This window comes from Roseateles oligotrophus, assembly GCF_025717515.1.
Lineage (GTDB): Bacteria > Pseudomonadota > Gammaproteobacteria > Burkholderiales > Burkholderiaceae_C > Paucibacter_A > Paucibacter_A oligotrophus.
In genome coordinates, this window is the sequence record NZ_JAJIRN010000004.1 from 477,229 (window position 1) to 491,285 (window position 14,057).

General features: G+C 62.7%; 11 protein-coding genes. 3 read left to right on the forward strand and 8 right to left on the reverse strand.

Annotation, left to right across the window (positions count from 1 at the left end; all coding sequences use genetic code 11):
• Positions 1 to 87 precede the first annotated feature (87 nt).
• Positions 88 to 1,644, forward strand: coding sequence for a xanthine dehydrogenase small subunit (gene xdhA / locus LNV07_RS11205; RefSeq protein WP_263571238.1), 1,557 nt, complete (start codon positions 88 to 90; stop codon positions 1,642 to 1,644).
• Complete coding sequence (xdhB, locus tag LNV07_RS11210; protein WP_263571239.1) at positions 1,641 to 3,965, forward strand: xanthine dehydrogenase molybdopterin binding subunit; 2,325 nt, start codon at positions 1,641 to 1,643, stop codon at positions 3,963 to 3,965. Before xdhA ends, xdhB begins: the two co-directional genes overlap by 4 nt.
• 103 nt (positions 3,966 to 4,068) lie before the next feature.
• Here the strand turns inward: xdhB and LNV07_RS11215 are convergent, their stop codons facing one another.
• The 8 genes from LNV07_RS11215 to LNV07_RS11250 all read right to left on the reverse strand — a co-directional run bounded on the left by LNV07_RS11215 (position 4,069) and on the right by LNV07_RS11250 (position 13,036).
• Positions 4,069 to 4,908 carry a peptidylprolyl isomerase gene (locus LNV07_RS11215; RefSeq protein WP_263571240.1) on the reverse strand — a complete coding sequence of 280 codons (840 nt, stop codon included), beginning with the start codon at positions 4,906 to 4,908 and terminating at the stop codon, positions 4,069 to 4,071.
• A 73-nt stretch (positions 4,909 to 4,981) separates the two neighbouring features.
• Positions 4,982 to 6,649 (reverse strand): hypothetical protein, encoded by a 1,668-nt coding sequence (locus tag LNV07_RS11220; protein WP_263571241.1) that lies wholly within the window; start codon positions 6,647 to 6,649, stop codon positions 4,982 to 4,984.
• A gap of 39 nt (positions 6,650 to 6,688) precedes the next feature.
• Positions 6,689 to 7,369: a PEP-CTERM sorting domain-containing protein gene (locus LNV07_RS11225; RefSeq protein WP_263571242.1), complete on the reverse strand. Its 681-nt coding sequence runs from the start codon at positions 7,367 to 7,369 to the stop codon at positions 6,689 to 6,691.
• Positions 7,370 to 8,013: 644 nt separating this feature from the next.
• Entirely contained in the window at positions 8,014 to 9,213 is a 1,200-nt protein-coding gene (gene ampC, locus LNV07_RS11230; RefSeq protein WP_263571243.1) for a class C beta-lactamase, read from the reverse strand.
• 17 nt (positions 9,214 to 9,230) lie between these two features.
• Positions 9,231 to 10,430, reverse strand: coding sequence for an FAD-dependent oxidoreductase (locus LNV07_RS11235; protein WP_263571244.1), 1,200 nt, complete (start codon positions 10,428 to 10,430; stop codon positions 9,231 to 9,233).
• A 50-nt stretch (positions 10,431 to 10,480) separates the two neighbouring features.
• Entirely contained in the window at positions 10,481 to 12,265 is a 1,785-nt protein-coding gene (locus tag LNV07_RS11240) for a M56 family metallopeptidase (RefSeq protein ID WP_263571245.1), read from the reverse strand.
• Complete coding sequence (locus LNV07_RS11245) at positions 12,262 to 12,648, reverse strand: BlaI/MecI/CopY family transcriptional regulator (protein ID WP_263571246.1); 387 nt, start codon at positions 12,646 to 12,648, stop codon at positions 12,262 to 12,264. The genes LNV07_RS11240 and LNV07_RS11245 overlap by 4 nt, the downstream gene beginning before the upstream one ends.
• A 178-nt stretch (positions 12,649 to 12,826) precedes the next feature.
• Complete coding sequence (locus tag LNV07_RS11250; RefSeq protein ID WP_263571247.1) at positions 12,827 to 13,036, reverse strand: hypothetical protein; 210 nt, start codon at positions 13,034 to 13,036, stop codon at positions 12,827 to 12,829.
• A 125-nt stretch (positions 13,037 to 13,161) separates the two neighbouring features.
• On the opposite strand from LNV07_RS11250, the gene LNV07_RS11255 reads away from it, so the two are divergent.
• Positions 13,162 to 14,055, forward strand: a complete 894-nt coding sequence (locus LNV07_RS11255; RefSeq protein ID WP_263571248.1) for a LysR family transcriptional regulator — start codon at positions 13,162 to 13,164, stop codon at positions 14,053 to 14,055.
• Positions 14,056 to 14,057: the final 2 nt, after the last annotated feature.

Here is a 14,057-nt window from a genome sequence, read left to right on the forward strand (position 1 = left end):
ATAAACGCATAATAACCATGCGCCAATCGATATGTCGCGACGCCGCCCCGGCGCTACTTTCGGGGCAAACTCTAGGCGCACCAACCCATGCCCCCAAGCCCCATGAACAGCCGTCCGATTCGTTTCTTTCATCAAGGCCAGATCCAGTCCGTGCAGGGCCTGCCGGTCACGACCACGGTTTTGCAATACCTGCGCGAGCACAGCAATTGCCTGGGTACAAAAGAAGGTTGCGCCGAGGGCGACTGCGGCGCATGCACGGTCTTGCTGGGCGAGTTGAGCGAGGGAGGCCAAGTTCGGCTGCGCAACGTCAACGCCTGCACACAGTTTCTGCCGACGCTGGATGGCCAGGCGCTGCTGACGGTGGAAGACCTGGGCTCCTCCATCGACCTGAATCCGGTGCAGCAGGCGCTGCTGGACTGCCATGGCTCGCAATGCGGTTTTTGCACGCCTGGCTTTGCGATGACGCTGCAGGCCTGCTATGAGCAGCACAGCGACGCCGGCACCAGACCGACGCGCCAGCAATTGGCCGACGATCTGGCCGGCAATTTATGCCGCTGCACCGGCTACCGGCCGATTCTGGACGCCGGGGAACAGATGTTCGAGCTGCCGGCGCGCCGACTCGATTTGACCGCGGCCGAGGCGGCCTTGCAGCAGATGCGGGTTGACGCCGAAGCCTTGCAAGCCCTGCATTACGAGGCGCCCAACCCCGCCGCCCCTCAACGCGTGGACAGCTTTGATGCGCCGCGCAGCTTGGCCGAGTTGGCTGAACTGGTGGCGGCCAAGCCGGCCGCAAGGCTGCTGGCGGGGGCTACCGATATCGGCCTCTGGGTCAACAAGCAGTTTCGCGACCTCGGCGATGTGATCTATATCGGCGCGGTGAGTGAGTTACGCGAGATCCGACCGGAGCCGTTTGAAGGGTGCCCTGGCCTGTGGATTGGCGCCGGCGCCTCGCTGGAGGAAGCCTGGACCGCCTTGACCGCGGCCGCGCCACCCTTGCGCGAGCTGTGGCTGCGCTTCGCCTCGCCGCCGGTGCGCCGGGCCGGCACCTTGGGCGGCAATGTGGCGAACGGCTCACCGATAGGCGATGGCGCTCCGGCCTTGATCGCGCTCGGCGCGGAGCTGATCTTGCGGCGTGGCGCGCAGCAGCGCCGCCTCAAGCTGGAGGATTTCTACCTCGGCTATATGCAGAAGGACTTGCAGCCGGGCGAGTTCATCGAGGCGATGCACTTGCCGCTGCCAACACCCGATTGGCAGCTGCGCGCCTACAAGATCGCCAAGCGCTATGACAGCGATATCTCGGCGGTCTGCGCGGTGTTTTCATTGCGTCTGGAGGGCGATTTAATCAAGGAGGCGCGGCTGGTGTTTGGCGGCATGGCGGCGATCGTCAAGCGAGCCGCTTCGGCCGAGTCGGCCTTGCTGGGGCAGCCTTGGGACGAGGCCAGTTTGCGGGTCGCTCAACTTGCGCTGGCGCAGGGCTTCACGCCGATGAGCGACGCCCGCGCCAGCAGCAGCTATCGGACGCAGGTGGCGCAAAACCTGTTGCGCCGGATGTGGCTGGAAACGCGCAGCCAGGCGCCGCTGGCGGCTGCGGACCTGAGCGTCTGGCAGGCCGTTTCATTCAACAAAACCGGGAGCGCGGCATGAACGGGGCCGCCACTCAAGTCGGCGTCAGCCGCCCGCATGAATCGGCCGCGCTGCATCTGTCGGGCGAGGCGATCTACATCGATGACATTGCCGAAGCGGCCGGCACGCTGCATGCGGCGCTGGGCCTGTCGCCGGTTGCGCATGGTCGGCTGCTGTCGATTGACCTCGATCTGCTGCGCGCCCAGCCCGGCGTCATCGCGGTGCTGAGCGCCGCCGATATTCCGGGGGCCAACAACTGCGGCCCGCTCGTGCATGACGACCCCATCCTCGCCGCCGACATACTCAGCTACCTGGGCCAGCCTGTGTTTGCCGTCATCGCCAGCAGCCGCGAGCTGGCGCGCCGCGCCGCCGCGCTGGCCAAGACGGCAATTCGCTTCGAGGCGCTGCCCGCCGTGCTGACGGCCAAGGCCGCGCATGACTTGGGCCAATATGTGTTGCCGCCGATGCATCTGAGCCGGGGCGATGCTGCCACGACGCTGGCCACCGCGCCGCAGCGGCTGATTGGGGAATGGTCGGTTGGCGGCCAGGAACAGTTCTATCTGGAGGGGCAGATCAGCTATGCCTTGCCGCAGGAGCAGCAAGCGATGCTCGTGCATTGCTCGACCCAGCATCCGAGCGAGATGCAGCAACTGATTGCCCATGCCTTGGGCTATGCCGCGCATCAGGTGCAGGTGCAATGCCGGCGCATGGGGGGCGGATTTGGCGGCAAGGAGTCGCAATCGGCGCTGTTCGCCTGCGTGGCGGCCATCGCGGCGACGCGGCTAGCCCGGCCGGTCAAGCTGCGCCTGGACCGCGATGATGACTTCATGATCACCGGCCGCCGCCATGGCTTTGATTACCGCTGGGATGTGGGGTTTGACGAGACCGGCATGATCCTCGGTGCCGAGGTCGACTTGATCTCCAACTGCGGCCATTCGGCCGATCTGTCGGCGCCGGTGATGGCGCGTGCGCTTTGCCATTTCGACAACGCCTACTTTTTGCCGCATGTCGCGCTGCACGGCTTTTGCGCCGGCACCCATACGCAAAGCAATACCGCGTTCCGGGGATTCGGCGGGCCGCAGGGCGCGCTGGCCATCGAGATGATTCTGGACTCGGTCGCGCGCCGCCTCGGGCTCGACCCCTTGCTGGTGCGTCAGCGCAATCTGTACAGCGATGCCGGTGGGCGCAATATCACGCCCTATGGCCAGCAGGTCGAAGACAACATCCTGGCCGCGCTGACCGACAGGCTGATCGAGACCAGCGACTATCACGCCCGCCGCGCGGCCATCACCGCCTACAACGCCAGCAGCCCGGTGCTGAAGAAAGGCCTGGCGCTGACGCCGCTGAAGTTCGGCATCAGCTTTAACGTCGTGCATCTGAATCAGGCCGGCGCCTTGGTGCATGTCTACACGGATGGCTCGGTCTTGGTCAACCATGGCGGCACCGAAATGGGCCAGGGGCTGAACACCAAGGTCGCGCAGGTGGTGGCGCATGAGTTGGGTATTCGCTTGAGCGACGTACGCTGCAGCGCCACCGACACCCAAAAGATCGCCAACACCTCGGCGACGGCCGCCTCCACCGGCAGCGACCTGAACGGCAAGGCGGCGCAGGATGCGGCGCGCAAGATCAAGCAAAGACTCAGTTTGCTGGCTGCGCAGTTGTTCGGCTGCACGCCGGAAGATGTGAAGTTCGACGGCGGGCGCGTCAGCGCGGGTGAACAGTCGCTGAGCTTCGCGGAGCTCGTCCACAAGGCCTATATGCAGCGCGTCCAGCTCTGGGCGGACGGCTTCTACACGACGCCCGGCCTGCATTGGGATCGCGCCAAGCTGCAGGGCAAGCCGTTCTACTATTTTGCCTACGGCGCGGCGGTGGCCGAGGTCTTGGTCGACACACTGACAGGCGAAAGCCGAGTCACCCGCGCCGATGTGCTGCACGATGTTGGCAAGTCTCTGAACCCGGCCCTGGACATCGGGCAGATCGAAGGCGCTTTTGTGCAGGGCATGGGTTGGCTGACCACCGAGGAATTGCGTTGGCACCCGCAAACCGGCGCCCTGCTGACCCATGCGCCCAGCACCTACAAGATTCCGACCGCCAACGACAGCCCGCCCGACTTCCGCGTTAGCTTGTTTGATCAGGCCAACGCCGCCGACAGCATCCATCGCAGCAAAGCGGTCGGCGAACCGCCGCTGCTACTGCCGTTCTCGGTGCTGCTGGCGATCAAGGATGCGGTGGCCTCAACCGGACAAGCCGGCCCGGCCGGCTGCGACCCGCTGCTGCGGGCGCCGGCGACGGCCGAGGCGGTGTTGTGCGCTCTCGGCTCCATCGCTCAGCGCGGGATTTAGGCCCGGCCGCCCAAGCGAACACATCAGATTGCAGCGCCCTTATCCTGCTCTGCGCTTAGATGGGTTTGAGCGCTCCAACTTCGCCTGGGCGCAGGAGCCTCAATTACGGCCCACCAAAATAGACGGTATTGAGCTTGTAACCATTGAGAATGATGCCGTCCAATTCTTTGTGCGCCAAATCATTGGCGATTACCGCCTTGACCGCGGCCAAAGGCATGGGCTGACGCTCGTCGACACGCAGAATATGAAAACCGAACTCGGTCTGGATCAATGTACTCAGGACACCGGTGGCCAAGCTGTACGCGGCCGCTTCGAAGTTGGCATCGGTCGAGCCCTTGGCCACAAAACCCAAGTCTCCACCGGTCCGCAAGGAACCTTGGTCATCTGACTCGGCCTTGGCAAGGCCGGCAAAGTCGGCCCCGTTCACCAAACGAAGCCGCAAAGCCTCGGCCTTCGCCCTGGCCTGCTCCAGCGGCAGATCAGGCCGCCCCTTGATCAGCGCCACAGGCGAGCTTTTTGTGCGCACCAGGATATGCCGCACGCGCGGTTGGGCATAAGCCTCTTTGTTGATCTCGTAGTAGGCACGCAGCTGAGCCTCGTCCTGCAGAAAACCACTGCGCAGCTTGATCAACAACTCATTTGCCAGCAACTGTTGCGTGTAGCTGCGAATTTTCAACTGCACCGCGGGGTCACGATCAAGCTGGCGGCGGCGCGCCTCGGCCTCCAGCGCGAATGCCTTTCCGAAATCCGTACCGAGAGCCAGCTTGGCGGCCGGCCGAGCCAAGGCAACCGGCAAACGCGGATCTCCGGCCAACATTTGCTCAAACTCCGCCTTGGTGATTGAAAGCCCGGCGGACTCGATCACCACGGCGTTGTCGTTGACTTGCCCCTGCGCGCCGAAATGGCCGAGCGCAAGCAATAGCACCGAAATTCGTTTGTACATGGACACTCCCATTCATTAAGCGGGGCCGGCGGAACTTGCGGCCGGCCCGGTTCAAACAATCAAGCCACCTGAACTAAAGGCAATTGGGGAACTTGAAGGAAGCAATCTTGGTACGCCAGTTGAAGGTGCCGTTCGCACCTATGTACTGCGTTGTGTACCAAAAAGTGCATTCATCGGCCGGGTCAATCTGCATCGTTGAATAGTCACCCCAACGCGACAGTCCGGTCGTCTGGCTTCCTCCACCGGCCTGCACCAGCACCTCAGCGCGCAAGAGATTTTTCGGGTCCGCACGGCGACGGCCTGTGACCATGATGCCGGGGTTCATCGTGGCCGATGACACGGAGTAGCCAACGCCAATATTGCCAAGCTTGTCAAACGCGGCCGAACTCATCCAACGAGCGTCACCATTAGGTGCAAAAGTGCTGTTCTGATACACCACGGGCGGATTGGCCGCCGGGTTGCGGATCTCCCACCAGCGCAGATTGGCGGTATTGGCCGCAACGGTGTCGACCGCTTGCGTGACCAGCAGCGCGTCATAAGTGCCGAAATTGCGGTACACAAGTCGGTACATCTGCCGACTGCCCAGCGTATCAAGCTTTTGCGTCGTGCCCAGTTGCGGCACACAGGCGTTGCCGTTGTCATTGCAGGCCGCGAAGGTTCCCGCATCCATTGGCACGGCCACAAAGGAGAACGGTGCACCACCAAATCCGTCGGAAAAAGTCGAGGCGGCCGGATTGGCAAAGTCCGGCACGAATTTGGTCAACTGCATCGTGTACGGTGCGGTGGTCAGGAAGGCCCAGTCCCAGGAAATGTGGATATTTGGCGTGCCTGCAGGTGGCAGGTTAGGCCCATCCAGGTCGGAAGGCAAAAAGCTAAACCGAGAAAGGCTGTTGAAGCAAATTTGACTAGGAGCCGGTACACCGGCAAGCATTTTGGCTCGGTCATAGGCGCAGGCACGGCCACCGGCAAAGCTGGCGCCGTTTGTGAACATGTTGTAGGTGATGTAGTAAGCGTCCGGCCAGACACCGATCTTGCCGTAGTCGGGCAATTGAGCACCAAAACTGTACTCATAGAGGTGGTAGGCCCCCATCGCATTGCTGGTCTGCGAGACCGCGATGCACTGCGAATTTTGCGTAAAACTCGCATTGAAGGCGAACTGTGTCAGCACCCAGCGCTGCGCCATGCGGTCGTACTGAACAATCGGGTCGCCGCGGTTGGTCGTCGCACAAAGGCTTGAGGCACCCAAAGCGGCCCAGATCGTATTGCCGTTCAAAAATCCCGGCGCCGGCAGCTGCGGTACGCCGGCCTTGTTGTACACAGCGAACTGCGAATTAACCCATTGGACAATTTGCGTAGGGCTGACCGCCAAGGTGGTGTCGGGCGGAGCACCGGATATTCCAAAACCCGGCGTACCAAGACCGAGAGCTTCGAAATTTGCACCCATGGTGGCGCCAAGCGGCTGGTAGGTCGCCGTCTGCATATAAGGCGCACTAACCGGAGTTGCCACCAGTGGAGCCAGCATGGCCCGCCCCATGCCGGCGACAGTTTGAGCCTTGTCTACATCGTGATTGCGGCTAGGCCTAAATTCCCGCACGGCAAACGCGCTCGTTCGCGCGCGCAGCGCAATATGTTCAAGCGGTTCGGACATGCCACTGAACGCTGGCGGCGACACCAACGGGCCCGACACCTGAGCCAACGCTGCGCTTGAACACAGCAAGGATGTCAATAGTAGTTTGCGCATACCTAACTCCTAAAAAGAGTGGTGAATTTTGCAACTGGGTCAGACTTTGCGGCGAACAGCACCAGCGGCCAACAGGCCAGCTAGCGCCAACGACCATGAGGCGGGCTCAGGAACATCGCCACCCGGCGGCTGGACCACGGCTCTACCCTCAAGAAGAAAGGCATGTTCATTGCCCGAATCGATCCAGTCGGCGCCGTCCAAATATTGCCCAGCCACCGCCGCGCCGGTTGCGGTAGTGGCCCAAAGCATTTCAGTGGGGTCGGTATTCCCCAACGCACCGTTGTGCAGCCCCAGCCAATAGTCACCAATGCCGAGCGTGAAGTTGACGGCAATGTCCAGCATGTATTCCGCGTACTCGAATCCAGTCTGCAAGCCGGTGGCGGACTCGGCAATGGTTGCGCTCACGCCTCCCTGGATCAGTGCCCCAGGTGCGCCCGCTGCGTTGCTATAGATCGCCCAATAGACACTGCCCGAATAATCATTGGCTGCGCTTTGGATACTCCAGAAACGGATCTTGCTGATATCCGAAGCCGCGCTGATGCTGAAATTGTCAGCCACCTGAAATTCGCTCATCTGCGTGCCCCACCCCTGATTCGGCACACCGTTGTCATAGACCGCCGCACTCATCGCCGCCTGTGAAAAACCCAGCGCGACCATTGCCAATCCCAATCGACTCGTTACCTGTTTCATGATTGTTCCTTTTAGGACCTTGCTCGACACAACTTGCTGAAGCCGCCATACGAACGGCGTGCCAGAACAGACAACAGGTCAGTCGACCCAAGGGCTACGACCCTGGATAGACTAAAGCGCCCAACACAAGGCTCCCAACGAGTTGAACCGGCCGCCTAGTTCCAAAGGAATCTTCCGCAAGAATCGCACCACAAAAAATTTGCACATAGGAAACAAGGCTCTAGCCGTTAGCGCAAGAAGGTCGTGGAGGCAAATGTAAAAATTACCGACAGAATGCCTCCAGGGTATACGTGGATTGGATTTTCAAAAACACAGAAATGGTCTGCAGCGCCGCGGACAAGCAAGGCAAGTCAAGTCTTTGACGGTGACAGCTTGTGGCTGCGGTAGGTCAGCGCGTCGTCCACCTCGATTCCGGGCAAGACACGGGCGGTCTGGCCGCGCAGCGGGATGATGGAGTTGCCCCCCAACAAGGCGCGCGACGCGCCGGCGCGTATCAGCGGCAGGGCCAGTTTGGCCGAGCCCCAGGACAGAACCCAGCCGCTGCCGCCATGGCCGTATTGGTGGACGATGGAGTTGCCGCAGCGCTGCTCGGACTCGATGTGCGGGCCTTGGCTGCGAAAGAGCGGGCGGCAGACATTGAAGTCGATGCTGCGACCCGCTGCTGCTTGCGCCGGCTACCGCCGAGGCGGTGTTGTCGGCCTTGCAGGCTGTGGAGCAAGCTGCGCCAATTGGATCAGGATCGCATGCGCCGCAGTGATGCGCGCCGTGATGTCGACGTTCTTGTTCGCCAACATCACGACGCCAATTTTCAGCTCAGGCACATACAAAACACAGCTGCCGAATCCTGCGGTGGAGCCGGTCTTGTTGAACAAGGTCGGCCGGGTCGATAGGGCCTGCATTTGCGCCGCCGCGGGGCGTTGGGCCGGATTGGATTCAAAAATCATGTCGGCGGAGTTGCCGGCCAGCAAACGGTCCAGCGTGATGGGGAAAGGGTACTGCTCCCAGCCCAAGCCTTGCACCATCTCGCCGACCTTGAAGTAGCCAAGCTGCGTGCCCGCGATCGCGCGCTGCATGTTCAGGTTCAAATGCTGCGGATCGATTTGGGCCTGCACATAACGAATCATGTCAGCGGCCGTCGACTTGACACCATAGGCTTGTTCGGCGAAAACGCCTGGGCTCACGCGGATCTCGGCATTGGCCTTGCTATAGCCCCAGGCATAGCGATCCATCTGCGCGTCCGGCACCTGGATATAGCTGTCGCGCAGGCCCAACTGCGGGAACAGCCGGTTTTGCATCGCGTCGGTAAAACTGCTTTTCAAGGCCAAGGCGGTGACATGACCCAGCAAGCCAAGACTTGGATTGGAGTATTCGCGCCTGGTGCCCGGCGCAGCGCTCGGCCGCCATTGCTGAAAGTACGCCGACATACCCTCAGGCTCGACCTCATCCGGAAACTGCAGCGGCAGGCCGCCGGCGGTGTAGGTCGCCAGATGAATCAAGGCGGCGCGGTCGATCGACCGACCCTTGAGCGCTGGCATAAAGCGGCCGGGATGGTCGTTCAAAGACAGCTTGCCCAGCACTTGTGCGTAAGAAGCCAGCGTGGCCGTGAAGGTCTTGCTGATGGAGCCCAGCTCGAACAAGGTGTGTTCGTTGACGGGCAACTTGGCCGCCCTCGACGCCAGGCCATAGTTATGGAAACTGGCTTGACCATTGACCGTGATGGCGACAGCCATGCCGGGCACATCATGCTCGGCCATCAAGGGAAGAATGGCCGCATCAACGATGGCAGCAGGGCTTGCGAGCGCCCCGGCGGCCCTGCTGTCGCCGAGGGGCAGCAGGCAGGCACATACGAGGGAGATGGTCAGTAGTTTTGGCATATGGATCAGGGGTGCCATCAGGCGAACAGACTTGCTAGCCGCTCCACCGCAGCGACCGACAGCGCCCGGTCGATGCGCATGTCCTCATTGCCGAAGTCGTGTTCGCCTTGCGCCTGCACCAGCACGCCGTCGCGGCGCGGCAGCATGAACAAGTTGTGGCCTCGGTAGATCAGCGCGTAGTCCACTTCAATTTGCGGCACCAGGCGGGCGGTCTGGCCGCGCACCGGGATGATGGAGTTATCCCCCAGCAAGGCGCGCGCCCCATAGCCGGTGCAGTTGACGATGGTGCGTTCCCGCAAGTTGCTGAACTGGCGCGGATGCTCGAAGACCTCATGCACGATCTCGCCTCCGGCGCGCAAAAAATCATCCATCAACAGGCGCTGATAGCTGGAGATATTGAAGCTCATCTGCGTGAAGCGCTTGGCATGGGCGACGCGAAACGGATGTACGCCGGGCTTCAAGAGCACGGATTTGGGCCGGATATCGTCCAGCTGCGCGATCAGATCGGGGTAGTCGGGTTCTTCGTCTCCTCCATGCGCGGAGTCCGGCAAGGGCTGATCAAAAGGGATGTCCGACAAGAGATAGCCGTCGCGCCATTCGACCGGCTGATCGGCCAGGCCGAGCAGGCTTTGGTAGGTCTTGAAGGAGCTGCGCGCCATCGCCTCCCAGGCTTGGGTCCAGGCCGGCGTCGCGTGCTCGCTGCTGCAGATGCGCGAGTCCGGCGACCACATGCCGGTGGCCATTGATGAGGCCACTTCGGGCGGGCGCTCCTTGCAATAGATGCGCACCTTCATCCCGTTCATCTGCGCGACGCGGGCGGTGGTCAGGCCAATGGCGCCGCAGCCGATCACCGCGATCTGCCTGGCCCCGCCGGCGCGTATCAGCGGCAGGGCCAGTTGGGCCGAACCCCAGGACAGCGACCAGCCGGCGCCGCCATGGCCGTAATGATGAACGATGGTCTTGCCGTAACGCCGCTCGGACTCGATCCGCGGGCCTTGGGCGCGAAAGGGCCGGCGGCATACATTGATGTCGATGATGCGATCGACCTTGGCGCGCAACGGTGCGAGCGCGCGCGGCGGGGCAAAGTTGCCGAGCGCGGAGCCAGCCGGGCCGGGGTCCGGCGAAGTCGGTGCCGGGGCTGAGGTCTGGGCATGGCTGCATTTGGAAAAACTGGCGAGCGTGGCGGTGCCCGCAGCCAGAAGGAGGCGGCGTTTCATAGAGGTTTCCGGTGAGTGCTGGCCGGGCTTGGTCCGGCCGGAGCCTTGGGTCAAGAACTGCGCAAGGAGGCTAGCCTGTCGCGTATGCGGGTGGCATCAAGCTGGCGCTGCGCCGAATCATCGGCATTCAAGAGCACAAGGGTGAATGGCTTGCCGCCGCTGTTGATGCGCATGGTCAGGCAACTGCCCGCCGCGCCGGTGTAGCCGGTCTTGGACAGCTTGATGTCCCAGCCCAAGTCGCCCACCAGCGGATTGGTGTTGCGCACTGCGCGGGCATGGCCATCGACGCCCACCCGCGCACTTTGCTCGCTGCTGATGCGTGCAATCTCGGGGTAACGCGCAGCGGCGGCGGCAATCTTGGCGACCTCGGCGGCGCTGGAGACATTGCCAGCCAAGATGCCGGCCGGGTCGACAAAGCGGGTGTTGGTGAGCCCCAGGCTGTGCGCCTTGGCCTGCATGGCCTGTACAAAGGCCGGCGTACCGCCCGCATAGTTGCGCGCCAGCGTGGCGGCGGCGCGGTTGTCCGAGGGCATCAGCGTCAGCTTGAGCGCGCTGAGCCGGCTGATGCTCGCCCCGATAGCCAGATGCGCGGCGCTGGGCTTGCGCGCGCTCAGGTCGCCGGCTTCAATCCGCAATTGCTCGTCGAGGTCTTGCCGGGCGTCCAGCGCCACCATCGCCGTCATCAGCTTGGTGATGGAGGCAATCGGTACCGCCGCGTCGGCGTCCTTGGCCATCAGGACCGCGCCGCTGCTCTCGTCGAGCAGCAACATATGGCGGGCATTGACCGGCAGTTGCAGCAATTGGGGCATGCTGGGCAGACTCGGCAGGCTCGCACTCACGGGCGCGGGCTGACCTGTGCGGCCGTTGGCGCCCAAGCTTGGCTGCGTCTGCATCCATAGGCTGGTGGCGGCCACCAGCAAAGCGGGCAAGGCGATTTTCCAGCCCGCGGTCTGGGCCTGTGGCGCCAGCAATCGCTCCAGGCGTTGCAACAGCTTGCCGCCGCTGGCCGACATGGCCAGCCTGGGCGCAAAGCCGGCTTGCTGCAGCGACAGCTCGTGCAAGGCCGTCGCCATCCGGCGCGGATCATCCAAGGCTTGGGCTGCCAACTCGTCGGCCACTTCTTCGCGGGCATCCCGCATCTGACCGGACAGCCACCAGACCACCGGGTGGAAGAACAGCAGCGATTCGACCAGGCTCTGCAACAAATTGGCAAGATAGTCCCAGCGCCTGACATGGGCCAACTCATGCGCGAGCAAGGCCTCCAGCAAGGGCGGCGGCATGCCGCTGAGCAAGGCGGTGGGCAGCAGCACCAGCGGCCGCAGCAACCCCAAGGTGATGGGACTGCTCAGATCGGGCAAGAGCCCCAGCGTGACCTTGCGGCACAGGCCCAGGCGCAGCGCCAAAGCATCCAAGCGCTGCTGCCAGGCCTGCGGGGCCGGGCCGGCGCGGCGGCGCAGCCTACCCAGCCAGGCCAAGCCGACACCCAGGCGCAGCGCCATCAACATAACGCCAAAACTCCAGGCCGTGACAAGAGCCGGCAAATGCGTCGCCACCGCCTGCAACCACGCGGGTAGCGCGCCCACCGGCGACGGCATTCTGCTGCCCGCCTCGCCGCTCAGCATCCACGCCAGATGAGCCAGCGGCAGACCCAGGCAAATCAGCAGCGACCAGGCGCAGACCGCATAGCGCCAACGCGGGCCGGCTTGGCGCAATAGCGCGAGCGTGGGCCATGCCAGCAGGCCAAGGATCAGGCCTTGCCAGACAAAATTCAACAAGGCCCAACCGAGGGCCGGCACCAGGGACTGCAGCAAGCCCGGCATCGCTAACGAGCTCATTTGCTTTCGCCCTGGCTGTCCAGCAGCTTTTGAATATCGGCACGCTCCTGGGCGCTGACATGCCCTTTCAATGCGGCCAACACCAAGGCCTTGCCCGAGCCGGCAAAAGCCTTGGCGATCAGGTCCTTGAGCAAATGGGTCTGCAGCTTGTCCTGCTTTTGGGCCGGCGCATATTGCTGCGGCCGCCGGCTTTCATCCCTGCTCAACAAGCCTTTGCCGTGCATCACCTGCAACTGCCGCAAGACGGTGGCGTAACTCGCCTCTGGACGATCGCTCAGCAAAGCCTCGTGTACCTGCTTGGCATCGGCGGGGCCGAGGCGCCAAAGCACACGCAATAGATCAAGCTCGGCGGCGGTGGGATGAGGAATGGCGTTCTGCAGCATTCTTTCAGTATAAATGTTCTAGAACAAATATTCTAACTATTGTCTGGATTTTTCATTGGCAGGGGAGCTCGGCGCAGCTGACGGTCGGCTCCAAGCCCTTGGGCCCTCCGCGCCCTCGAACCCGTGCATCCTCGGCCCGTAAAAATCAGGCGGGCCCAGGCAGAGCTGCTGCGGCGGTTCAAACGCCCCTGGCTACCGGGCAAAGGCCCGCTTTGCTCTGCGGCGGCTTGTGTACTGCGGTCAATAGCGCCCCGCCCACAAGGGGGCACGCCTGAATCGCGTCGGATGAATCCCTGCGGTCACCCGCTTGAGTCGGCACAGGCATATGGCCGCCCATCCACAGCAAGCCCAGGGCAATATCGTCCAAGCCTTTCCAATTGATCTTCATCGTCAGCATCCTTGAGTTCCAGGTTCGCAACGCCTGCTGCGTTGTCCTTGGCTTGCATCTTATTTAGATGCGCATTGATTGATAATCCATGCAAATTTATCAACACTGTTTCCGAAAACAAGCTAATGTCTTTGCATGAACGCTTGGCCGATATGGCCGTCTATGCCCGCGTGGTGGAAAGCGGCGGCTTCTCGGCGGCGGCGCTGACGCTTGGCCAGTCAAAGGCCGCCGTCAGCAAAGCGGTATCCCGCCTGGAAGCTCATCTGGGCACACGTTTGCTCAATCGCAGCACCCGCAAATTGACGCCGACCGAGGCCGGGCGGGCCTTTCACGGCTACTGCCGCCAGATCGTCGCGCAGGCGGAAGAGGCCGAACAGCACATCGGTCAATTGCGCGATGTGCCGCGCGGCTTGCTGAAGATCACCTCTCCGCTGAGTCTGGGCGTTGGGCGCATCGCGCCGATGCTGCCGGAGTTCTTGGCCCAGCACCCGGAGATTCGCGTCAGCCTGGTCGTCGACGACCGCAATCTGGACCTGATCGGCGAGGGTTTCGATCTGGCCCTGCGCATAGGCTTGCCGCCCGACTCCAGTCTGGTCGCCCGAAAATTGGCCGACCTCAAGAACCTGCTGGTGGCCTCGCCCGACTATGTGGCCAAGCATGGTGCGCCGCGCCGGCCCACCGACCTGTTGCGCCACAACTGTCTGAACTTCAGCGAACGCGCGGACTCCGGCCAATGGGACCTCATCGGCCCCGAGGGCAGCGAGAGCGTGCAGACGCAAGGGCAGTTGATGCTCAACACCAGCCTGGGGCTGCGCGAAACAGCGCTGGCCGGCATCGGTGTCGCGCATTTACCTGATTACCTGGCCGCAGAAGGTTTGGCAGACGGTCGCCTGGTCCGCCTGATGCCCGATTACCAATGCCCGACGCGCCCGCTTTACGCGGTCTACCCACACCGCCAACATCTGGCCGCCAAGGTCAAGGCGGCCATCGCGTTCTTTCAGCAGGCGTTTGCGGCTTAGAT

Excerpts from the sequence above, each read along its gene's own strand:
- xdhA (WP_263571238.1), top strand. The coding sequence starts at position 88 with ATGCCCCCAAGCCCCATGAACAGCCGTCCGATTCGTTTCTTTCATCAA.
- xdhB (WP_263571239.1), top strand. The coding sequence starts at position 1,641 with ATGAACGGGGCCGCCACTCAAGTCGGCGTCAGCCGCCCGCATGAATCG.
- LNV07_RS11215 (WP_263571240.1), bottom strand. The coding sequence starts at position 4,908 with ATGTACAAACGAATTTCGGTGCTATTGCTTGCGCTCGGCCATTTCGGC.
- LNV07_RS11220 (WP_263571241.1), bottom strand. The coding sequence starts at position 6,649 with ATGCGCAAACTACTATTGACATCCTTGCTGTGTTCAAGCGCAGCGTTG.
- ampC (WP_263571243.1), bottom strand. The coding sequence starts at position 9,213 with ATGCCAAAACTACTGACCATCTCCCTCGTATGTGCCTGCCTGCTGCCC.
- LNV07_RS11235 (WP_263571244.1), bottom strand. The coding sequence starts at position 10,430 with ATGAAACGCCGCCTCCTTCTGGCTGCGGGCACCGCCACGCTCGCCAGT.
- LNV07_RS11240 (WP_263571245.1), bottom strand. The coding sequence starts at position 12,265 with ATGAGCTCGTTAGCGATGCCGGGCTTGCTGCAGTCCCTGGTGCCGGCC.
- LNV07_RS11245 (WP_263571246.1), bottom strand. The coding sequence starts at position 12,648 with ATGCTGCAGAACGCCATTCCTCATCCCACCGCCGCCGAGCTTGATCTA.
- LNV07_RS11250 (WP_263571247.1), bottom strand. The coding sequence starts at position 13,036 with ATGAAGATCAATTGGAAAGGCTTGGACGATATTGCCCTGGGCTTGCTG.
- LNV07_RS11255 (WP_263571248.1), top strand. The coding sequence starts at position 13,162 with ATGTCTTTGCATGAACGCTTGGCCGATATGGCCGTCTATGCCCGCGTG.